The organism is Geodermatophilus sp. DF01-2 (assembly GCF_004571065.1).
Classification (GTDB): Bacteria; Actinomycetota; Actinomycetes; order Mycobacteriales; family Geodermatophilaceae; genus Geodermatophilus.
Window position 1 is genome coordinate 48,688 of sequence record NZ_SPQN01000011.1, and the last position, 19,186, is coordinate 67,873.

The following is a 19,186-nucleotide window of genomic DNA, read 5'->3' on the forward strand; positions in this document are numbered from 1 at the left end:
CATGCCGCCGACCGCCGCGCCGTCCCGCCCGCCGGCCGTCCTCGTCACCGGGGCCTCGAGTGGGATCGGCCGGGCCACCGTGCACACGCTCGCCGCCCGCGGCGCCCGTCTGGTACTCGTCGCCCGGGGCCGGCAGACGTTGGAGGAGGCCGCCGGCGAGGCCCGCGCGAAGGGTGCCCCCGAGGCCCTCGTCTGCCCCGCCGACGTCAACGACGCCGCGGCCGTGCAGCGCGTGGTCGACACCGCCGTCGAACGATTCGGACGGCTCGACGCCGTCGTCCACTCGGCCGCCACCATGGCGTACGGCCGCATCGAGGACGTGCCGCGAGAGGTCTTCGAGGCCGTCGTCGACACGAGCGTGCACGGCACGGCCAACCTCGCCCGCACGGTGCTCCCGGTCTTCCGCCGCCAGGGTGCCGGCCACCTGGTCGTGGTGAGCTCGGTGCTGGCCTCGGTGACCGCGCCGACGATGGGCAGCTACGCGGCGGCGAAGTGGGGACAGCTCGGCCTGGTCCGGACGCTGCAGCAGGAGATCCGCGACGCGCCGGGGGTGCACGTCTCCGCGGTCGCCCCGGGCGGGGTCAACACGCCGATCTACTACCAGGGCGCGACGTGGGCGGGCAGCACCGGCCGCCCGCCGCCGCCGGCGTACTCGGCCGACCGGGTGGCGCGGACGGTGGTGGCGCGGCTGGACCGGCCGCGCCGGCTGGTGCAGTCCGGCATCGCCAACCCGCTCGTCATCGCCGGCTTCCGACTGCTGCCGGCCGTCTACGACGCGCTCGTCGGCCCGCTGTTCCGGACTTTCGCACTGTCCCGCGACCAGGTGCCGCCCACCGAGGGCAACGTGTTCGCCTCGCGGCAGGAAGGCAACAGCAAGGACGGCCGCTGGCGCGGGATCTGAGAAGGCCTGCCCGGCCGGCGGATCACCGCGCACCGCCGACGGGGCTCGTGCAGGTCTCGTCCAACGGCACGGCCGTGGACGGCGGGTCGTGCCCCGGGCGCACCCCGTTGACCCGGCCGGGGCGCAGGACGACGCTGGCCCTCCCCGCCGCCGGCGGGCCGACCGCGGGAGGCCGTGCATGACCGCCGAACCCACCGCCCGCTCGACCCCGACACGGCATGCCGCCACCCGGCCCGCCCACCATGCCGGCGTCGAGGCCGAACGGGTCGACGAGGGCTACCTGCACAAGCGACAACTGCGCACCGGGACGGCGGGCTGGCTGCTGCTCGCCGGACTGGGTGTGTCGGCGGTCATCTCCGGCGACTACGCCGGCTGGAACTTCGGCCTCGCCGAGGGCGGCTTCGGCGGGCTGCTGATCGCCGTCGTCCTCATGGCGGTCATGTACACCGCGATGGTCTTCGGGCTGGCGGAGCTCGGCTCCGCGCTGCCGACCGCCGGCGGCGGCTACACCTTCGCCCGGCGCGCGCTGGGCCCGTGGGGCGGCTACGCCACCGGCGTCGCCGTGCTCATCGAGTACGCCATCGCCCCGGCCGCGATCGCCACCTTCATCGGCGCCTACGTCGAGTCGCTCGGGCTGTTCGGCATCACCGACGGCTGGTGGGTGTATCTCGCCGCCTACGCACTGTTCATCGGCATCCACCTGCTCGGCGTCGGCGAGGCGCTCAAGGTGATGTTCGCCGTCACCGTCGTCGCGCTGGCCGGGCTGGTGGTGTTCCTCGTCGGCGCCGTCCCGCGGTTCGATCCGGCGAACCTGCTCGACATCGCACCCACGGACGCCGCCGGGGCCTCGGCGTTCCTGCCCTACGGGCTGCTCGGCATCTGGGCGGCCTTCCCGTTCGCGATCTGGTTCTTCCTCGCCGTGGAGAGCGTGCCGCTGGCCGCCGAGGAGGCCCGCGACCCGGCGCGGTCCATGCCGCGGGGGATCGTCGCGGCGATGGGCGTGCTCGTCGTCCTCGCCGTCCTCATGCTGGTGTTCACGCCCGGCGCGGCCGGCTCGTCGGCGATCGCGGAGTCGGGCAATCCGCTGGTCGACGCGCTGGCCGCCTCGGGCGCCGAGGAGGGCATCACGACGGTCGTCAACTACGCCGGGCTGTTCGGCCTGGTGGCGAGCTTCTTCTCGATCATCTACGCCTACTCGCGGCAGACCTTCGCGCTGTCCCGCGCCGGCTACCTGCCGCGGGCGCTGTCGGTGACCAACTCCCGCAGGGCGCCGATGCTGGCGCTGCTGGTTCCCGGGGCCGTCGGCTTCGTGCTCTCGCTGACCGGCCAGGGCGCGATGCTGCTCAACATGGCCGTCTTCGGGGCGACGGTGTCCTACGTGCTCATGATGGTCAGCCACATCGTGCTGCGCCGCCGCGAGCCGGACCTCCCGCGCCCGTACCGCACCCCGGGCGGGACGGCGACCACCGGCGTCGCGCTGGTGCTGGCCGCCGCGGCGGTCGTGGCCACCTTCCTCGTCGACGTCACCGCCGCGCTGTGGACGCTCGCCGCCTATGTCTGCTTCCTCGCCTGGTTCGCGCTCTACAGCCGGCACCACCTGGTGGCCTCGGCGCCGGAGGAGGAGTTCGAACTGCTGGCCGACGCCGGAGAGGACGTGCGATGAGTGCCCGGCGGGGCACCATCGGGGGGCACACGTACGAGTTCCCGACGCTGGTCGAGCTCATGGCCAAGGCGACCCCGGCCCGCTCCGGCGACGTCCTCGCCGGCTGCGCGGCCGAGTCGGCGGAGGAGCGGGTCGCCGCTCAGACGCTGCTCGCCGACCTGCCGCTGACCACCTTCCTCGACGAGCAGGTGGTCGGCTACGACGAGGACGACGTCACGCGGCTGATCCTCGACACCCACGACCGCGCCGCCTTCGCCCCGGTGGCGTCGCTGACGGTGGGGGAGTTCCGCGACCGGCTGCTGGCCTGGGCCGCCGCAGGCGACGAGGCGGCGATCAGCGCGCTGGCCCCCGGGCTGACCCCCGAGATGGTCGCGGCCACGTCGAAGCTGATGCGCAACGCCGACCTGGTCGCGGTCGGCCGGCGCACCCGGGTGGTCACCGGCCTGCGCAGCACCCTCGGCCTGCCCGGCCGGCTGACCTCGCGGCTGCAGCCCAACCACCCGACCGACGACCCGCTGGGCGTGACGGCGTCCGTCGTCGACGGGCTGCTGTCCGGCTGCGGGGACGCGGTCATCGGGATCAACCCGGCCACCGACTCGCCGGCCCGCACGGTCGCGTTGCTCGAGCTGGCCGACGAGGTGATCACCCGCTACGGCATCCCGACCCAGTCCTGCGTGCTGGCGCACGTCACCACCACGTTGCGGGCGCTGGAGGCCGGCGCGCCGGTCGACCTGGTCTTCCAGTCGGTCGCCGGCACCCAGCCGGCCAACCGCGGGTTCGGCGTCACCCTCGACCTGCTCGCCGAGGCACGCGCCGGAGCCCTGGCGCTGGGCCGCGGGACGGTCGGGTCGAACGTCACCTACTTCGAGACCGGGCAGGGCTCGGCGCTGTCGGCCGATGCGCACCGCGGCGTCGGCGGCCGGCCGGTCGACCAGCAGACGCTGGAGGCGCGGGCCTACGCCGTCGCCCGGCAGTTCGCGCCGCTGCTGGTCAACACCGTCGTCGGCTTCATCGGTCCGGAGTACCTCTACGACGGCAAGCAGGTGCTGCGGGCCGGGCTGGAGGACCACTTCTGCGGCAAGCTGCTCGGCCTGCCGATGGGCGTGGACGTCTGCTACACCAACCACGCCGAGGTCGACGGCGACGACACCGACTCCCTGATGCTGCTGCTCGGCGCCGCCGGGGTCACCTTCCTCATCGCCGTCCCGGGGGCGGACGACGTGATGCTGCACTACCAGTCGCTGTCGTTCTCCGACGTCCTCACCACCCGCTCGGTGCTGGGGCTGCGGCCGGCGCCGGAGTTCGAGGCGTGGCTGGCGCGGATGGACCTGCTCGACGACGACGGCCGGGTGCGCGAGCTGACCGCCGACGCGCCCGCGGCCCGGGCCCTCCTCGCGGCGGCGTCGGGATGAATTCGGCACTCGACGCGCCGCTGCCACCCGGTGACGACCCGTGGGCGGTGCTGCGCGCGGCCACTCGGGCCCGGGTCGCGCTCGGCCGGACCGGCGACGCCCTGCCCACCGCCCGGGAGCTGGAGTTCCGCGCCGCGCACGCCGCCGCGCGCGACGCGGTGCACCAGCCGCTGGACCCCGCACTCGTCCGTGGACGGCTCCCGGGCGTCGAGCTGCTCGAGGTGCACTCCGCCGCGCCCGACCGGGCCACCTACCTGCAGCGCCCCGACCTCGGCCGGCAGCTCGCGCCGGGCACAGTGCTTCCCCGCGCGGAGGCCGACCTGGCGGTGGTGATCGCCGACGGGCTCTCCCCGCGGGCGGTGCACGAGCACGCCGCGGAACTGACGACGGCGCTGCTCGACCGGCTGCCCGGGTGGACCGTCGCCCCGTTCGTGCTGGCGCACCAGGCCCGGGTGGCGCTGGGCGACGCGGTCGGAGAGGCGCTGGGCGCCCGGGCCGTCGTCGTGCTGATCGGCGAGCGGCCGGGCCTGTCGTCGGTGGACTCGCTCGGCGTCTACCTGACCTGGGACCCGCGGCCCGGACGGGCGGACTCCGAGCGCAACTGCGTCTCCAACGTCCGACCGCCGCACGGGCTGTCCTACGCGCAGGCCGCCGACACCGTGGCCGCGCTGCTCGCCGCGGCCCGTGAGCTCGGCGCCTCGGGGGTGGTGCTCAAGGACGAGGGCCCGGCGCTGCCCGCCGGGACCGGCTGAGCAAGGACCCCGTCCTGCCCACCCTTCGGAGAAGGGCCCCCTGCCCCCCGCCATGGAAGGACCCCGTCCTCCCCACCCCTCGCAGGCTCGGGGCGGTGCCCTGGACAGGGCCGGCGGCGGGATCCTGCAGGAAGCCGGCGGGACCCGGGACGGAGCCACCGCGTCCGCGACGCCGGGGGGACGACGCGGTACGACACCGGGCGACACCGACGGGCGCGAGGAGTGCCGACTCCGCCGTCCCGCCCGGGAAGGACTCCGACGGCGGGAGGATGTGGCGGTCGCCGTCCGTCCCGGCGCGGGCGGCCGGGTCGGCGACGTGCCGGCCGGGAGGGGGAGGGGACCGTCGGCACCCTCCCCCTCCACGGCTCAGGACCCGTCGGAGCCGTTCGGCTTCTCGGCACCCTTCCTCGCCCGGGCCTCCACGGAGACCGCGTCGGTCGTCCCGGAGTGGGAGTGGGCCTCCTCGATCTCGTGCACCGCGTCGGCGAGCACCGGCACGGTGGCCTTCCGCGGCAGCAGCCGGCGGACCAGGGGCCACAGCAGCACGAGGACCACGATGGCGTAGACCATCGTCGAGAACGGGGTGATCAGGCCGGAGAGCTCGCCGTTGCTGATCTGCAGCGCCGTACGCAGCCGCTCCTCGGCGAACGGGCCGAGGATCACGCCGATGATCGCCGGCAGCACCGGCAGGCCGTAGCGGCGCATCAGGAACCCGAGCGCGCCGATGACCAGCAGCAGGAGCAGGTCGAACGGCGAGGCGTTGGCCGCGTAGGCCCCCAGGCTGGCGAAGAACAGGATCCCCGCGTACAGGTACGACCGCGGGATCCGCAGCAGCTTCGCCCACACCGGCGCCAGCGGCAGGTTGAGCAGCAGCAGCGCGGCGTTGCCGATGAACAGGCTGGCGATCAGGCCCCAGACCAGCTCCGGCTCGTTGTCGAACAGCTGCGGACCGGGCTCGATGCCGAAGCTGGTGATCGCCGCCAGCAGGACCGCCGCGGTGGCCGTCGTCGGGATGCCGAGGGTGAGCAGCGGGACCATGCCACCGGCGGCCGAGGCGTTGTTCGTCGCCTCCGGACCGGCGACGCCCTCGATGGCGCCGTGCCCGAACTCCTCCGGGTGCTTGGACAGCCGCTTCTCGGTGACGTAGGAGAGGAACGTCGGGATCTCCGCGCCCCCGGCGGGGACGGCGCCGAACGGGAAGCCGATCGCGGTGCCGCGCAGCCAGGGCTTCCACGACCGGCGCCAGTCCGACCTGTTCATCCGCGGGTTGCCCACCGGGATGACGTCGACCGGACGGCGGCGCAGGTGGGCCGCGGTCCACAGCGCCTCGCCGACGGCGAACAGGCCCACCGCGACGACGACGACGTCGATGCCGTCGGCGAGCTCCGGGATGCCGAAGGTCAGCCGCTGCTGGCCCGAGGTCGCGTCGATGCCGACGAGGCCGATGGTCAGGCCCAGGGCCAGCGAGGCCAGCCCGCGGACCCGGGAGCTCCCCAGGACCGAGGTGACGGCGATGAAGGCCAGCACCATCACCGCGAAGTAGTCCGGCTGCCCGACCTCGACGGCCAGGTTGGCGACGGTGGGCGCGACCAGGGCCAGCAGCAGGGTGGCGATGGAGCCGGCGACGAACGAGCCGATCGCCGCCGTGGCCAGGGCCTGCGCGGCCCGCCCGGCACGGGCCATCTTGTTGCCCTCGAGGGCGGTGACCACCGAGGCGCTCTCGCCCGGGGTGTTCAGCAGGATCGACGTGGTCGAGCCGCCGTACATGCCGCCGTAGTAGATGCCGGCGAACATGATCAGCGCGGTGGTCGCGTCGAGGCTGCGGGTCAGGGGGAGCAGCAGCGCGACGGTCATCGCCGGGCCGATGCCGGGCAGCACGCCGATCGCGGTGCCCAGCAGCACGCCGAGCAGCGCGAACATCAGGTTCTCCGGCGTGAGCGCCGTGGCGAAGCCGTTCGCCAGTTCGGAGAACGCGCCCATCAGAGGATCCCCTCCAGGACGCCCACCGGCAGGGCGATGCCCAGCACGAGGACGAACAGGTACCAGGTGCCGACGGACAGGACGACGGCGATGACCAGGTCGCGCACGGGATGCCGGCTGCCGAGGGCGAACGCCGAGCCCCAGAAGAGGATCGCGCCGGACACCGGCCAGCCGAGCGGCTCGATCAGCAGCGCGTTGGCGACGAACGCCGCGACGAGCATCGCGATCGTCCTCCAGTCGCTGCGGCCGGTGAGGTCGACGTCCTCGCCGCCCTCGGGCTCGCCGCGCCCGCCGCGCAGGACGTCGACGGCGAGGAACGCCGCCACGACCACCAGCAGGCCGCCGACGACCAGCGGCACGGTCCGCGGCCCGACCGGGCCGCGGGCGATGAGGCTCTCCTCCAGCAGCAGTGCCTGGACGATCACCAGCACGCCGAGCCCGCCCAGGAACAGGGCCACCCCGAGTTCGGAGCGGCCCTGCTCCCGGGCGCCGCTGGAGGCGGAACTCACGCCAGCCCCAGCTCGCCCAGGACCGACTGCACCCGCTGGCTCTCCTCGGAGATGAAGTCGCCGAACTCCTCGCCGGGGAGGAAGGCGTCGGTCCAGCCCTGGTTCTCGAGGACCTGCTGCCAGGCGTCGCTCTCGACCATCTCGGTCACCAGGTCGATGTGCTGCTGCGCCTCCTCCTCGGAGATGCCGGGAGCGGCCACGAGACCCCGCCAGTTGGTGAAGACCAGGTCGACGCCCTGCTCGGTGAGGGTAGGCGCGTCGACGCCCTCGACCGGCTCCTCGCTGGTGACGCCGAGGATGCGCACCTCGCCGGCCGCGGCCTGCTCGGCGACCTCGCCGATGCCGGTCGCGCCGGCCGCGATCTGCCCGCCGAGGATGCCGGCCAGCAGCTCGCCGCCGCCGTCGTAGGCGACGTAGTTGACCGCCGTCGGGTCGATGCCGACCTCCTCGGCCAGCAGCATCGCGGTCAGGTGGTCCGGGCCGCCGGGGTTGGACGCGCCGCCGATCGGCACGTTGCCGGGGTCGGCGCTCCACGCCTGCACCAGCTGGTCGAGCGTCTGGTACGGCGAGTCGGCCGGGACGACGATCGCCTCGGCCTCCTCGATGAGCCGGGCCACGGGCGTCGTCTGGTCGAGGGTGGCCTCGGACTGGTTGCTGTACTGCGCGCCGACGACGCCGAGGCCCATCTGCATGAGCATGTCGGCGTTGCCCTCCTCGTTGACCAGGCGCTGCAGACCGACGGTCCCGCCGGCGCCCTCGAGGTTGAAGACCTCGATGCCGCTGGCCAGCTCGGTCTCCTCCATCACCTGCGCCGCCTCGCGGGCGGTGGTGTCGTAGCCGCTGCCCGGCGAGTTCGGGACCAGGATCCGCAGGCCGCTGACCGGGCCGTCGGCCGCGCCGCCGGCGGCCGAGCCGCCCTCGGCGGTGGTGCCGCAGCCGGTCAGCAGCAGGCCGGCGGCAACCGTGCCGACGGTGAGCTTCCGCAGCGAAGCAGAGCGCATTCGTTCCTCCTGTGTGTCGGGCGGGTGTCCGCCGCTCACAGGGAAACGTCGCAGTGGGCGTGGTGCGTGTCACGATTGCGTGCGCATTGGGCTTTGTGGTCGTTGTGTGCACCACCGTCCAGGCCGCGGATCCGGGGTTCAATGGCGTGCTGCGTCCCCGACCGTCCAGGAGGGCACCAGTGACCGAGCTCGCGAGGTCGCGCATGGGCAGAGCACCCCGGGGCACGGGGCCGACGAGCGCCGGCGAGGAGGGCTCGTGACCGAGCTCGCGAGGTCGCGCATGGGCAGAGCACCCCGGGGCACGGGGCCGACGAGCGCCAGCGAGGAGTGCCCGTGACCCGGCGGCTCTCGCTGGCCGGCCAGCTGCTCGCGCTGCAGGTGGTCATCGTCTGCGCCGTGCTCGTCGGTGTCGCCGCGGTCACCGTGGCCCAGTCGACCCAGCGCGCCGAGGAGACCGAGAGCGCCCGCGCCCTGGAGGTCGCCGAGACGCTGGCCAACGCCCGCGCCATGCGGACGGCGTTGGAGCGCGACCAGCTGGACTACCTGCGCATCGCCGCGGAGAACAGCCGCGGCTACTCCGGCTCGGAGGACGTCGTCGTGGCGAGCGCCGACCGGACGGTCCTCGCCAGCGCCGACCCCTCCCGCCTCGGCGAGCCCTTCGACCTCGGCGCCAGCCGGGTGCTCGAGGGCCGGTCGTGGACCGGTGACCTCGAGGTCGGCGACGGGCGGGCGGCGATGGCCATGACGCCGGTCTACGCCCCCGACGGCGACGCCGTGCTCGGCTTCGTCGCCGTCCAGCGGCCCTACCCCGGCATCGTCGAGGGGCTCTCGGCCGCGGCGCCGAACCTGCTCACCTATCTCGGGCTGGCCAGCGCGATCGGCTTCGGCGGCTCGTTGCTGCTCGCGCGGCGGGTCAAGCGGCAGACCCTCGGACTGGAGCCCGCGGAGATCGCCGGGCTGGTGGAGCACCGCGACGCCATGCTGCACGGCATCCGCGAGGGCGTCGTGGGCCTGGACCTGCACGGCCGGGTCACGCTGGTCAACGACGAGGCGATCCGGCTGCTGCGCATCCCCGGTGATGCGCTCGGCCGCACCCTCGCCGAGCTGGGGGTGGCCGAGGAGGTGCGCGAGGCGCTGCTCTCCTCCGACGTCGAGCGCGACCGGGCCGTGGGCAGCGCCGGACGGGTGCTCGTCGTCAACCGGCTGCCCCTCACCAGCCGCGGCCGGCCCATCGGATCGGTCACCACGCTGCGCGACCGCACCGAGCTGCTCGAACTGCGCCAGGAGCTGGACCTCACCCGGCACGTCACCGACACGCTGCGCGCCCAGGCGCACGAGTTCGACAACCGGCTGCACACCATCGCCGGCCTCATCGAGCTCGGCGAGGCGGAGGAGGCGGTTCGCTTCGTGCACCGGATCAGCACCAGCCGGTCGGAGTTCGGCGGCGCCGTCACCTCCGCGGTGCGGGATCCGGCGATCGCGGCGCTGCTGGTCGCCAAGGCCAGCCAGGCCGCCGAGCTGGGCGTCGAGCTCCGCATCGCCCCCGACTCCGCCCTGCCGGTGCTGGCGCCCGAGCTGAGCACCGACGTCGCGACCGTGGTCGGCAACCTGGTCGACAACGCCATGGACGCGGCCTCGACGGTGGCCCAGCGCTGGGTCGAGGTGGGCCTGGGCGTGGTGGACGGCGAGGTCGACGTCGTGGTCCGCGACTCCGGCCCCGGCGTCCCGGCGGGCATGGAGTCCGAGGTCTTCCGGCGGGGCGTCTCGACGAAGAGCGGTTCGGTGCCGGGCGGGCGGGGCATCGGCCTGTCCCTGGTGCACCTGGTGTGCACCCGCCGCGGGGGCGACGTGACCGTCAGCTCGGCCGGTGGCTCGGTGTTCACCGCCCGGCTGCCGGCCGGCCCCGCGCTGGTGGACGCATGACCATGGGGACGGGCACGCGCGGACGCCCGTTGCGCGTCCTCATCGTCGACGACGACTTCATGGTCGCCAAGGTGCACGCCGGCTTCGTGGCGGCCCTCGACGGCTTCGAGGTGGCCGGCACCGCGTCCACCGGCGCCGACGCGCTGGCCGCCGTGCAGCGGCTGCGGCCGGACCTGGTGCTGCTCGACGTCTACCTCCCGGACATGACCGGCCTGGACGTGCTGCGCCGGCTGCGGGCGGACGGGGCGCCGGTCGACGTCGTCGTCATCAGCGCGGCCCGGGACGTCGACAGCATCCGCAGCGCCCTGCACGGCGGCGTCCTGCACTACCTGGTCAAGCCCTTCGACCGGCAGACCTTCGAGACCCGGCTGCGGGAGTACGCCGCGCTGCGCGGGGAGCTGGCCGCACTGGAGGAGGCCGGGCAGGCCGACGTCGACCGGGTCTTCGCGGGCGCGCGCGGCGGGAGCCGGCCGGTGCCGGTCACCCCCAAGGGGATCGCGCCGGAGACGCTGCAGCTGGTGCGGCAGGCGCTGCAGCTCGCCGGCTCCGACGGCCTCTCGGCCACCCAGTGCAGCGAGCGCACCGGGCTGGCGCGGGTGAGTGCCCGCCGCTACCTCGAGCAGCTGGTCGCGCGGCAGGAGGCCGACGTCCGCCAGCGCTACGGCACGGCCGGCCGGCCGGAGCGGCGGTTCACCCTGCGCGTCCCGCACCGCTCCCCGTGACGGGGCCGGGTCGTGCCGGGGACGTCCCCCCGGCGTTGCCTAGGCTCCGGCCATGACCATCGTCGTGGGATACGTCCCCACTCCCGAGGGCGAGGCCGCTCTCGACGCCGCGATCGCCGAGGCCAAGCTCCGAGACCAGCCCCTGCACCTCGTCAACAGCTCGCGCGGCGACGTGCTCGCCGACCCCCGGTTCGCCTCCGAGCGGGTGCTGGACCAGGTCCGGGGGAAGCTCGACCGCGCCGGGGTGGTGTACGAGATCGACCAGCGGGTGGCCGGGCACGAGGCCTCCGACGAGCTCGTGGACGCCGCCGATCGCGTCAAGGCCAGCCTGATCGTCATCGGCATGCGTCGCCGCACGCCGACCGGCAAGCTGATCACCGGCAGCCAGGCGCAGCGGATCCTGCTCGACGCGCACTGCCCGGTGCTGGCGGTCAAGGCGACCTACTGAAAGGACCCCGTCCTCCCCACCCTTCGCAAGCTCAGGGCGGGGCCCGGGACGGGGCCGCGGCGGGCCCCAGCAGGGAGGCCGTTCCGGTCCGCCACCAGGAGCGCCCCTTCAGCCGAGCAGGTCGACGCCCTCGCCGGGCCCGCGGGCCAGGTTGCGGAAGATCGTCTCCAGGCCCTGCGCCAGGTGCCCGGCGAGGGCGTCGGCCGCCCCGTCGGCGTCCCCGGCAAGGAGCGCGTCGCACATGCGCAGGTGCTCGGCGACGGAGACCTCCACCCGCTGCGGATCGACGTGGGACAGGTTGCGCAGCCGCGCCGTGTGCGGCCGCAGCTCGGCGATCGCGCGCCGCAGGTGTTCGTTGCGGGTGGCGCCGATGATCGCCCAGTCGAACCGGTCGGCCAGCTCGTAGAAGGCCCGGGCCCGCGCCGGCGAGGGCGCGCGGCGCTGGATGCGGGCGAACTCGGTCCGCATCGTGGCGAAGGCCCGGCGCAGCTGTGGATCGGCCGCTGCTCCCTCGGTCGCCTGGCGCATGGCCGCGGGCTCGAGCAGCGAGCGGAAGTCGAACAGGTCGCGGACGCTCTGCAGGGACACCCGGGACACCCGGGCGCCCTGCCGGGGCACCAGGTCCACCAGGCCCTCGGTGGCCAGCCGGCGCAGCGCCTCCCGGACCGGTGTGCGGGACGCTCCCATCCGCTCCACCAGCCAGAGCTCCGGCAAGGGGGTGCCGGGCGCCAGCTCGCCGAGCTCGATCTCCTCCTTGAGCCGGCGGTGGACGAGGTCGGCCTTGCTGACGTCGGTCGCGGGCTCGCCGCCTTCGGGAACCGCGGTCATCGGGGCACCTCCGCAGGGAAGGGCACCCCGGCCTCGTCCGCGAGCCGGTGGAGGTCGGACAGCGACTGCCCGGCGAGGAGCACGCCGCCGGCGGCGAGATTCGCCGCTTCGGCCCGGTCCTCGACCTCGCCCGGGTGGAAGACCTCGTCGAACCCCTGCGCCAGCGGCGTGGACTTCACCTCGTCGATCAGCTGCCGCACTCGTTCCTCGTACCCCGCACGGTCCCCGAAGGCCTCGGGGTCGAGGGCGAGGAGGAGGTGCCCGCAGCCGCTGCGCTGCGCTGCCTCGTAGGGGCCGTGCACCCCGGTGCCCACGGCACTGCCGGTCAGGGCGCCCGAGAGCACGTCCATCAGGAAGGTGATCGCGTACCCCTTGTGGCCGGCCATGGGCAGGATCACCCCGAGCACTCCCTCCGCCGGATCGGTCGTCGGCGCTCCCTCGGCGCTCAGGGCCCAGCCCTCCGGGATGGACTCGCCGCGGTTCTGCGCCAGGTAGATCTTGCCGCGGGCGACCGCCGTGTTCGCGATGTCCACCGCGACCACCCCGCCGTCCGGTCCCGGTGCCGCGATCGACCACGGGTTGGTGCCCAGCCGCTTCTCGCGTCCACCCCACGGCGCCATCGCGGGGCTGGCGTTCGTGGTGAGGACGGCGACGCACCCGTCCCGGGCCGCGCGGCGGGTGAAGTACATCGCCGTGCCGAAGTGGTTGGAGTTGCGCACGCCGACGACTCCGACGCCGTGGGTCCGCGCGCGCTCCACCGCCAGTCGACGGGCGCGCTCGGTGAGCACCTGGCCGATGCCGTCCCGGCCGTCGAGCAGCACCAGCGGGCCGGTGTCCGACAGGACCACCGGATCGGTGACCGCACGCATCGCCCCCGAGCGCAGCCGGGCGGCGTACCACGGCAGCCGCAGGAACCCGTGCGACTGGTGACCCCACAGGTCGGCCTGCACGAGGCTGTCGGCCACCAGGGCGCCGTCCGGTTCGGGGACGCCCAGAGCGGCGAGGACCCGCGTGCCGAAGCCCCGGAGGGTCTGCGGCGCGATCCGGTGCGGCGCTTGCGCTGGCGTGTGCTCCATGCTGTATACAGTAACGCATACAGAACTCCAGAGGAATCGGAGGACGACGATGTTCAGCCTGGTGGTCCAGGTCGAGGTACGGCCCGATCGGCGCGAGGAGTTCCTCGCCGGCATCTCCGCCAACGCGGAGGCGTCCGTCCGCGACGAGCCGGGGTGTCTCCGGTTCGACGTGTGTTCCGCGGCGGACGACTCGGACCGCTTCCTCTACTACGAGCTCTACACCGACGCCGAGGCCTTCGTCGCGCACAAGGCGTCACCGCACTTCGCTCGGTGGCGCGAGATCGCCGAGCGGGTGCTCGTCCCCGGGAGTCAGGTCAACACCCCCGGGGAGCTGCTGGTCACGCACACCTCCGAGGAGTCCGCATGAGCCCCGAGCCCGCCCGCCGCCAACCCGTTCCGCCGTCGATGGTGCTGCGTCCGGAGGAGATCGAGCGCTTCGACCGGGGCAACGGCGTCGTCACCGTCCCGTTCGTCGGCAAGTGGAACTGCGAGGGGAACGAGGTCACCACCGGGATGACCGTGTTCTCGCCGGGGACCGGCATCCCGCTGCACTCGCACAACGTCGAGGAGACCGTCCTCGTCTTCGAGGGCGAGGCCACCGCCGTCGTCGGGGACGACGAGTTCGACCTGGTTGCCGGTCAGGCCACCTGGGTGCCCGCTGGTGTCCCGCACTGCTTCCGCAACCGCGGGGCCGGCACGATGACCATCTACTGGGTCTACGGCGGCCGCGACGTCACCCGAACCATCACCGCCACCGGCGAGACATTCGAGCACCTCTCCAACAGCGACCGCGGCGCTGGACCCGTGCGCCCGAGCGACAGCGCGACCCCGGCATGAGCACCGTCGTCACGCTGAACCCGGCGACGGGAGAGCAGCTCGCCGAGTACCCGGCGTTCTCCGACGCCGAGGTGGACGCGGCTCTCGACCGGGCGGCCGCCGCTCAGAACGGCTGGGCCGCCTTGCCGTTCCCCGGGCGGGCCGCCGTCCTCCGCCGCGCGGCCGAGGTCCTGCGGGCCGGCACCGAGGAGCTCGCCCTCCTGGCGACCCGCGAGATGGGCAAGCCGGTGGCCGAGTCGCGCGCCGAGGTCGAGAAGTGCGCCACGGCGTGCGACTTCTACGCCGAGCACGCCGGGGACTTCCTGGCCGACGAGCCGGTGGCCACCTCCGCCGACCGCAGCTGGATCGGCTACGAGCCGGTCGGCGTGGTGCTGGCCGTCATGCCCTGGAACTTCCCGCTGTGGCAGGTGCTCCGGTTCGCCGCCCCGGCGCTCATGGCCGGCAATGCGGCGCTGCTCAAGCACTCGCCCAACACCACCGGCTGCGCGCTGGCGGTGCAGCGGGTCCTGACCGACGCCGGCGCGCCGGAAGGGCTGTTCACCGCCCTCGTGGTCGCCGAGCCGGACGTCCCCGCCGTCACCCGCCGCCTGATCGAGGACGCCCGCATCGGCGCCGTCACGATCACCGGCAGCGAGCGGGCGGGCCGGGCCGTCGGCTCGGCGGCCGGCGAGGCGATCAAGAAGTCGGTGCTCGAGCTGGGCGGCTCCGATCCCTTCGTCGTCCTCGCCGACGCCGACCTGCCGCGCGTCGCGGCCACGGCCGCCCGCGGCCGGTTCCTCAACGCGGGACAGAGCTGCATCTCGCCCAAGCGGTTCGTCGTCGACGCCTCGGTCGCCGAGGAGTTCAGCCGGCTGCTGGTCGCCGAGGTCGAGCGGCTCACCGTGGGCGACCCGGAGTCGCCGGGCACGGACGTCGGCCCGATGGCGCGGGAGGACCTGCTGGTGGGAGTGCACCGGCAGGTGGAGGCATCCGTCGCCGCCGGCGCCCGGCTGCTGACCGGCGGACGCCGGCTCGAGGGACCGGGCACCTTCTACGCCCCGACCGTCCTGGCCGGCGTCGAGCCCGGCCAGCCCGCGTACGACGAGGAGCTCTTCGGCCCGGTCGCCACGGTGATCGTGGCCGACGGGGACGACGAGGCCGTCCGCGTGGCCAACGACACCCGCTTCGGTCTCGGCGCCAGCGTGTGGACCGCCGACCCCGAGCGCGGCATCGCGGTGGCCCGGCGGATCCGCTCGGGGGCCGCGTTCGTCAACGCGGTCGTCGCCTCCGACGTCCGGATGCCCTTCGGCGGCACCCGCGCCAGCGGCTACGGGCGGGAGCTGGCCGCGGCCGGCATCCGCGAGTTCACCGACGTCCGCACCTGGTGGGTCCTGGACGAGCCCGCCGCCACCGCGCCGACATCCGAGTGAGGGAGACCATGACCGATTACCAGTTGGGCGTGATGCACGGCGACGGCATCGGCCCCGAGATCGTCCCTGCCTCCATGCGCGTCGTCGACGCCGCGGTGGCCGCGGCCGGCGCCGAGCCCGTGGAGTGGAGGGAGCTGCCGCTCGGCGCCTCCGCCATCGAGGACCACGGCAGCGCCATCCCGCCCGCGACGATGGAGGCGCTGGCCGGCCTCGACGGCTGGCTGCTCGGGCCGTACGACAGCGCGGCCTACCCGGAGCCGTTCCGGTCGCAGCTGAACCCGAGCGGTGCCATCCGCAAGCACTTCGACCTGTACGCGAACATCCGGCCGGCCCGCGGCTTCGAGGGAGGTACGGCGATCGCGCCCGACACGGACCTCGTGATCGTCCGGGAGAACACCGAGGGCTTCTACGCCGACCGCAACACCCACGCCGGCACCGGCGAGTTCATGCCGACCCCCGACGTCGCCATCGCGATGGGCGTCTTCACCCGGCCCGCGGTCGAGCGGATCGCCCGCGTGGCCTTCGAGCTGGCCCGGCGCCGGCGCTCCCGGGTGACGGTGGTGCACAAGGCCAACGTCCTGCAGCTGAGCTCCGGGCTGTTCAAGCGGGTGTGCCTCGAGGTGGCCGAGGAGTACCCCGACGTGGCGGTCGACGACGTCCACATCGACGCCATGACGGTGCACCTGCTGCGCCGGTCGCCGGCCTTCGACGTCGTCGTCGCCGAGAACATGTTCGGCGACATCCTCTCCGACCTGGCCGGCGAGCTGGCCGGGTCGCTCGGGATCGCGCCGTCGCTCAACGCCTCGGACGAGCGCGCCATGGCCCAGGCCGCGCACGGGTCCGCCCCGGACATCGCCGGGAAAGGGCTGGCCAACCCGATCGCGATGATGCTCTCGTCCGGGATGCTCCTGGAGTGGCTCGGTACGCGGCACGGCGACCCGCGGGCCACCGACGCCGCGGTCCGCGTCGAGGCGGGTGTCCGGGCCGCCGTCCGGGCCGGGGTGAGCACCCCCGACCTGGGCGGCTCGGCCTCGACCGGGGAGTTCACCGACGCCGTGGTGGAGCGCATCGCCTCGGGGGCGTGAGGCCGCCGTCCACGTGCAGCCGGCGCGCCGCCGCCCCGGTGAGGGCCGGCGCGCCGGCGTCGGCCCGAGCGGTCAGCGCCGGCGCAGTACCCGGGCCAGCCGGTGCCCGCGCCCGGAGACCAGCTCCTCCCGGGAGGGCGCCGGCTCCGGGACGTCGGCCAGTGCGGCGTGCCGCTCGCGCAGCCGGGTGCGGATCTCCTCGGGGGTGTGCGCCCGGCGCTGGCGCTCGCCCCGGGCCAGCACCGCCCCGGTCGCCGCGACGCCGGCGAGGCCGGCCAGTCCGAGCAGCTTCCACGGGCGCACGGACCTAACGTAGCGGCGTGCCCGAGCTGAGCCTGGACGAGGCGGTCGACCTCACCCGCACCGGCGACGTCTGGGTGTTCCGCGGCGGGTCGGTCGCCGACCGGGCGATCCGGGCGTTCACCAACGCTCCGGTCAACCACGTCGGCATGGCCGTCGTCCTCGAGGACCTGCCGCCGCTGCTCTGGCACGCCGAGCTCGGCCGCTCGCTGCCCGACGTCTGGACCGGTCAGCACCAGCGCGGCGTCCAGCTGCACGACCTCGCCGACGCCGTCCGCACCTGGCGGCAGCGCTACGGGCAGCGGGCGTGGCTGCGCCAACTGGTCGGCCCGGCCGACGACGGCGGCGTCACCCCCGAGATGGAGGACGCCGTCCTGCGCACCGTAGCCCGGCTCGACGGCCGGCCGTTCCCGACCACCCGCGGGCTGGCCCGCAGCTGGCTGACCGGGCGGCTGCGCCGCGGGACGTCGGCCGAGACGGTGTACTGCGCCGAGCTGGTGGCCGCGACCTACACCGCGATGGGCCTGCTCGACGCGCGCCGGCCGCGCAACACCTACGACCCGGGCAGCTTCTGGTCCGGCGACGACCTGCAGCTGCTGCGGGGCGCGACGCTGGGCCCGGAGATCCCGGTCGACGTCCCCGCTGCCTAGCCTCCCCTGCGCACCCGGTAGGTGGTCTGCACCATCCCGCCGCGGAAGGTCTGCGTGCGCACGTGCTCGAGCAGCACGTCCGCCGGTAAGCGCCCGAAGGGCGTGTGCCCCTCGCCGATGAGGACCGGCACCCGCGAGAGCGTGAGGTCGCCGATCAGCCCTGCGGCCAGGAAGGTGTGCACCAGCCGGCCACCGTCCACGTACACCCGCCGGTACCCGGCCGCGGTGAGCGCGGCGACCGCCTCGTCGAACGAGCGGTGCACGGTGATGCGCGCGTCGGCGCCGGGCTCCAGCGTGGTGCTCACGACGTGCACCGGCCTGCCCTGGTAGGGCCACGCGTCCATCGGCGCGATCACCTCGTAGGTACCGCGGCCCATGACCAGGGCGTCGATACCGGAGACGAACTCGGCGAACCCGAAGTCGCCTCCCTCGCCGTCGTCCGGAGCCCCGCCGGCGTCGTCGCCGCCGGTGAGCCAGGCCAGGTCGCCGTCCGGGCGGGCGATGAAGCCGTCGACGCTCATGCCGAGGAAGACCGAGCCGATGAAGGGCGCATCCATACCGGCAGGCTGCCTCATGGTGCTGACAGGAGGGCGCGTCCGATCCCGGCATCGCGCCGGACCGTCGGCCCTCTGCGATCGGTATGGAGTCGTACTCCCCGGCGGCGGACACGGTGCCGGGGAACCGCCAGGAGGGCACCATGTCCCAGGCCACCGTTCTCCTCACCGTGGAAGGACCCCGTCCTCCCCGCCCCTCGCACGCTCGGGGTGGGACCCGGGACGGGGCCGCGGCGAGCCTGTGGACGGGGCCAACCCGGGACGGGGCCGCCTAGCGTCGGGCGGCGAGTGCGGCCTGCGTCGCGCCGAGCCGGACGACCGCGTCGCCGGGCTGCTCGACGGTGTCGTCGTGGGTCACGCACACCACGACCCGGCCGGCGAGGCCCGCGCGCAGGTCGCGCAGCAGGGCGGCGGCGGTCGGCGGGTCCAGGTGCGCGGTCGGCTCGTCGAGCAGCACGACGTCCCGGTCGGCCAGCAGCGCCCGGGCCGCGGCCAGCCGGCGCCGCTCGCCGCCGGACAGTGCGGTGCCGCCGGCCCCGACGGGGGTGTCGAGGCCCTCGGGCAGCGCGGCGAGCAGGCCGCCCAGCCCGGTCGCGTCGAGGGCGGCACGCATCCGCGCCTCGCCGTCCGGCCCGGCCAGCTCGCCGCGGGGTGCGGCCAGGGCCAGGTTGGCGCGGATCGTCGAGGCGAAGACGTGCGCCTCCTGGGGCAACCAGGCCATCCGCGAGCGGACGCCGTCACCGGTCAGCCGGTCGGTCGGGACGCCGCCCAGCGCGTACGTGCCGGCCCGCGGTCGCAGCGCCGCCAGCAGCACGGCCAGGAACGTCGACTTGCCCGTCCCCGAGGGGCCGCGGACGACCAGCCAGCCGCCGTCGGCCGCGGCCCGGGTGGTCAGCCCGCGGAGCACGTCCGGGCCGCCGGGCCAGCCGGCGACGAGGTCGTCGGTGGCCAGCTCCCGCACCGGCGCAGGAGCCGGCAGGAAGTCGGTCGGGTCGGCCGGCACCGGCGCGGTGAGGACGGCGTCGAGCCGCTCGCGGGCGTCGGCGAGCACCCCGCGGCGCTGCAGCGCGGTCACCAGGCCGGCCAGCGGCTCGGCGAGCGCCAGCGGGGCGAGCGCGAGCACCGCGACCGCCGGG

General features: G+C 74.7%; 20 protein-coding genes. 12 read left to right on the forward strand and 8 right to left on the reverse strand.

Annotation, left to right across the window (positions count from 1 at the left end; genetic code table 11):
- Position 1: 1 nt before the first annotated feature.
- The 4 genes from E4P41_RS05585 (at position 2) to eutC (ending at position 4,728) form a co-directional block, all read left to right on the forward strand.
- Complete coding sequence (locus E4P41_RS05585) at positions 2-901, forward strand: SDR family NAD(P)-dependent oxidoreductase (RefSeq protein ID WP_135139936.1); 900 nt, start codon at positions 2-4, stop codon at positions 899-901.
- Between the two features lie 178 nt (positions 902-1,079).
- A complete protein-coding gene (gene eat, locus E4P41_RS05590) occupies positions 1,080-2,564 on the forward strand; it encodes an ethanolamine permease (RefSeq protein ID WP_209307558.1) in 1,485 nt (494 codons plus the stop codon).
- Positions 2,561-3,976, forward strand: a complete 1,416-nt coding sequence (locus E4P41_RS05595) for an ethanolamine ammonia-lyase subunit EutB (protein WP_135139937.1) — start codon at positions 2,561-2,563, stop codon at positions 3,974-3,976. Before eat ends, E4P41_RS05595 begins: the two co-directional genes overlap by 4 nt.
- The gene (gene eutC / locus E4P41_RS05600; protein WP_135139938.1) at positions 3,973-4,728 is read left to right on the forward strand and encodes an ethanolamine ammonia-lyase subunit EutC; all 756 of its coding nucleotides are present in this window, start codon (positions 3,973-3,975) and stop codon (positions 4,726-4,728) included. Before E4P41_RS05595 ends, eutC begins: the two co-directional genes overlap by 4 nt.
- Positions 4,729-5,094: 366 nt before the next feature.
- Here eutC and E4P41_RS05605 read toward each other — a convergent pair whose 3' ends face one another.
- From E4P41_RS05605 to E4P41_RS05615, 3 genes are read right to left on the reverse strand one after another with little or no spacing between them, the layout of a single operon-like run.
- Positions 5,095-6,708, reverse strand: a complete 1,614-nt coding sequence (locus E4P41_RS05605; protein ID WP_135139939.1) for a tripartite tricarboxylate transporter permease — start codon at positions 6,706-6,708, stop codon at positions 5,095-5,097.
- Positions 6,708-7,217, reverse strand: coding sequence for a tripartite tricarboxylate transporter TctB family protein (locus E4P41_RS05610; RefSeq protein WP_135139940.1), 510 nt, complete (start codon positions 7,215-7,217; stop codon positions 6,708-6,710). The genes E4P41_RS05605 and E4P41_RS05610 overlap by 1 nt, the downstream gene beginning before the upstream one ends.
- Entirely contained in the window at positions 7,214-8,218 is a 1,005-nt protein-coding gene (locus E4P41_RS05615; protein ID WP_135139941.1) for a tripartite tricarboxylate transporter substrate binding protein, read from the reverse strand. The genes E4P41_RS05610 and E4P41_RS05615 overlap by 4 nt, the downstream gene beginning before the upstream one ends.
- A 333-nt stretch (positions 8,219-8,551) precedes the next feature.
- Here E4P41_RS05615 and E4P41_RS05620 point away from each other — a divergent pair, with 333 nt between their 5' ends.
- The 3 genes from E4P41_RS05620 to E4P41_RS05630 are packed head-to-tail and all read left to right on the forward strand — an operon-like array spanning position 8,552 to position 11,311.
- Entirely contained in the window at positions 8,552-10,141 is a 1,590-nt protein-coding gene (locus tag E4P41_RS05620) for a sensor histidine kinase (protein WP_135139942.1), read from the forward strand.
- Positions 10,138-10,863 (forward strand): response regulator, encoded by a 726-nt coding sequence (locus tag E4P41_RS05625; RefSeq protein ID WP_245177133.1) that lies wholly within the window; start codon positions 10,138-10,140, stop codon positions 10,861-10,863. The genes E4P41_RS05620 and E4P41_RS05625 overlap by 4 nt, the downstream gene beginning before the upstream one ends.
- Positions 10,864-10,915: 52 nt before the next feature.
- Positions 10,916-11,311 carry a universal stress protein gene (locus tag E4P41_RS05630; RefSeq protein WP_135139943.1) on the forward strand — a complete coding sequence of 132 codons (396 nt, stop codon included), beginning with the start codon at positions 10,916-10,918 and terminating at the stop codon, positions 11,309-11,311.
- A 108-nt stretch (positions 11,312-11,419) separates the two neighbouring features.
- On the opposite strand, the gene E4P41_RS05635 is transcribed toward E4P41_RS05630, so the two are convergent.
- Positions 11,420-12,139 carry a GntR family transcriptional regulator gene (locus E4P41_RS05635; protein ID WP_135139944.1) on the reverse strand — a complete coding sequence of 240 codons (720 nt, stop codon included), beginning with the start codon at positions 12,137-12,139 and terminating at the stop codon, positions 11,420-11,422.
- Positions 12,136-13,215 (reverse strand): Ldh family oxidoreductase, encoded by a 1,080-nt coding sequence (locus E4P41_RS05640; RefSeq protein ID WP_135139945.1) that lies wholly within the window; start codon positions 13,213-13,215, stop codon positions 12,136-12,138. Before E4P41_RS05640 ends, E4P41_RS05635 begins: the two co-directional genes overlap by 4 nt.
- Before the next feature lie 49 nt (positions 13,216-13,264).
- On the opposite strand from E4P41_RS05640, the gene E4P41_RS05645 reads away from it, so the two are divergent.
- Genes E4P41_RS05645 through E4P41_RS05660 form a run of 4 tightly spaced genes read left to right on the forward strand, consistent with a single transcriptional unit; the run spans position 13,265 to position 16,546 of the window.
- Positions 13,265-13,582 carry a putative quinol monooxygenase gene (locus tag E4P41_RS05645; protein WP_135139946.1) on the forward strand — a complete coding sequence of 106 codons (318 nt, stop codon included), beginning with the start codon at positions 13,265-13,267 and terminating at the stop codon, positions 13,580-13,582.
- Complete coding sequence (locus tag E4P41_RS05650; RefSeq protein WP_135139947.1) at positions 13,579-14,052, forward strand: cupin domain-containing protein; 474 nt, start codon at positions 13,579-13,581, stop codon at positions 14,050-14,052. The genes E4P41_RS05645 and E4P41_RS05650 overlap by 4 nt, the downstream gene beginning before the upstream one ends.
- Positions 14,049-15,461: an NAD-dependent succinate-semialdehyde dehydrogenase gene (locus E4P41_RS05655; RefSeq protein ID WP_135139948.1), complete on the forward strand. Its 1,413-nt coding sequence runs from the start codon at positions 14,049-14,051 to the stop codon at positions 15,459-15,461. The genes E4P41_RS05650 and E4P41_RS05655 overlap by 4 nt, the downstream gene beginning before the upstream one ends.
- Before the next feature lie 8 nt (positions 15,462-15,469).
- The gene (locus E4P41_RS05660; RefSeq protein ID WP_135139949.1) at positions 15,470-16,546 is read left to right on the forward strand and encodes an isocitrate/isopropylmalate dehydrogenase family protein; all 1,077 of its coding nucleotides are present in this window, start codon (positions 15,470-15,472) and stop codon (positions 16,544-16,546) included.
- Positions 16,547-16,618: 72 nt separating this feature from the next.
- On the opposite strand, the gene E4P41_RS05665 is transcribed toward E4P41_RS05660, so the two are convergent.
- Positions 16,619-16,849, reverse strand: coding sequence for a hypothetical protein (locus E4P41_RS05665; protein WP_135139950.1), 231 nt, complete (start codon positions 16,847-16,849; stop codon positions 16,619-16,621).
- Between the two features lie 17 nt (positions 16,850-16,866).
- On the opposite strand from E4P41_RS05665, the gene E4P41_RS05670 reads away from it, so the two are divergent.
- Positions 16,867-17,496: a hypothetical protein gene (locus E4P41_RS05670; RefSeq protein WP_135139951.1), complete on the forward strand. Its 630-nt coding sequence runs from the start codon at positions 16,867-16,869 to the stop codon at positions 17,494-17,496.
- Here E4P41_RS05670 and E4P41_RS05675 read toward each other — a convergent pair.
- Together E4P41_RS05675 and E4P41_RS05680 are read right to left on the reverse strand one after the other, a co-directional pair.
- Positions 17,493-18,053: a dihydrofolate reductase family protein gene (locus E4P41_RS05675; RefSeq protein WP_135139952.1), complete on the reverse strand. Its 561-nt coding sequence runs from the start codon at positions 18,051-18,053 to the stop codon at positions 17,493-17,495. The two genes, E4P41_RS05670 and E4P41_RS05675, sit on opposite strands and share 4 nt — an antisense overlap.
- Positions 18,054-18,321: 268 nt before the next feature.
- On the reverse strand, positions 18,322-19,186 hold an 865-nt coding region (locus E4P41_RS05680), incomplete at its 5' end, for an ATP-binding cassette domain-containing protein (protein WP_135139953.1).

Bases quoted from the DNA above. Each gene is read 5' to 3' on its own strand.
- E4P41_RS05675 (WP_135139952.1), bottom strand. From the start codon at position 18,053: ATGGATGCGCCCTTCATCGGCTCGGTCTTCCTCGGCATGAGCGTCGAC.
- E4P41_RS05655 (WP_135139948.1), top strand. From the start codon at position 14,049: ATGAGCACCGTCGTCACGCTGAACCCGGCGACGGGAGAGCAGCTCGCC.
- E4P41_RS05605 (WP_135139939.1), bottom strand. From the start codon at position 6,708: ATGGGCGCGTTCTCCGAACTGGCGAACGGCTTCGCCACGGCGCTCACG.
- E4P41_RS05615 (WP_135139941.1), bottom strand. From the start codon at position 8,218: ATGCGCTCTGCTTCGCTGCGGAAGCTCACCGTCGGCACGGTTGCCGCC.
- eat (WP_209307558.1), top strand. From the start codon at position 1,080: ATGACCGCCGAACCCACCGCCCGCTCGACCCCGACACGGCATGCCGCC.
- E4P41_RS05640 (WP_135139945.1), bottom strand. From the start codon at position 13,215: ATGGAGCACACGCCAGCGCAAGCGCCGCACCGGATCGCGCCGCAGACC.
- E4P41_RS05625 (WP_245177133.1), top strand. From the start codon at position 10,138: ATGACCATGGGGACGGGCACGCGCGGACGCCCGTTGCGCGTCCTCATC.
- E4P41_RS05635 (WP_135139944.1), bottom strand. From the start codon at position 12,139: ATGACCGCGGTTCCCGAAGGCGGCGAGCCCGCGACCGACGTCAGCAAG.
- E4P41_RS05660 (WP_135139949.1), top strand. From the start codon at position 15,470: ATGACCGATTACCAGTTGGGCGTGATGCACGGCGACGGCATCGGCCCC.
- E4P41_RS05650 (WP_135139947.1), top strand. From the start codon at position 13,579: ATGAGCCCCGAGCCCGCCCGCCGCCAACCCGTTCCGCCGTCGATGGTG.
- E4P41_RS05630 (WP_135139943.1), top strand. From the start codon at position 10,916: ATGACCATCGTCGTGGGATACGTCCCCACTCCCGAGGGCGAGGCCGCT.
- E4P41_RS05645 (WP_135139946.1), top strand. From the start codon at position 13,265: ATGTTCAGCCTGGTGGTCCAGGTCGAGGTACGGCCCGATCGGCGCGAG.
- eutC (WP_135139938.1), top strand. From the start codon at position 3,973: ATGAATTCGGCACTCGACGCGCCGCTGCCACCCGGTGACGACCCGTGG.
- E4P41_RS05585 (WP_135139936.1), top strand. From the start codon at position 2: ATGCCGCCGACCGCCGCGCCGTCCCGCCCGCCGGCCGTCCTCGTCACC.
- E4P41_RS05595 (WP_135139937.1), top strand. From the start codon at position 2,561: ATGAGTGCCCGGCGGGGCACCATCGGGGGGCACACGTACGAGTTCCCG.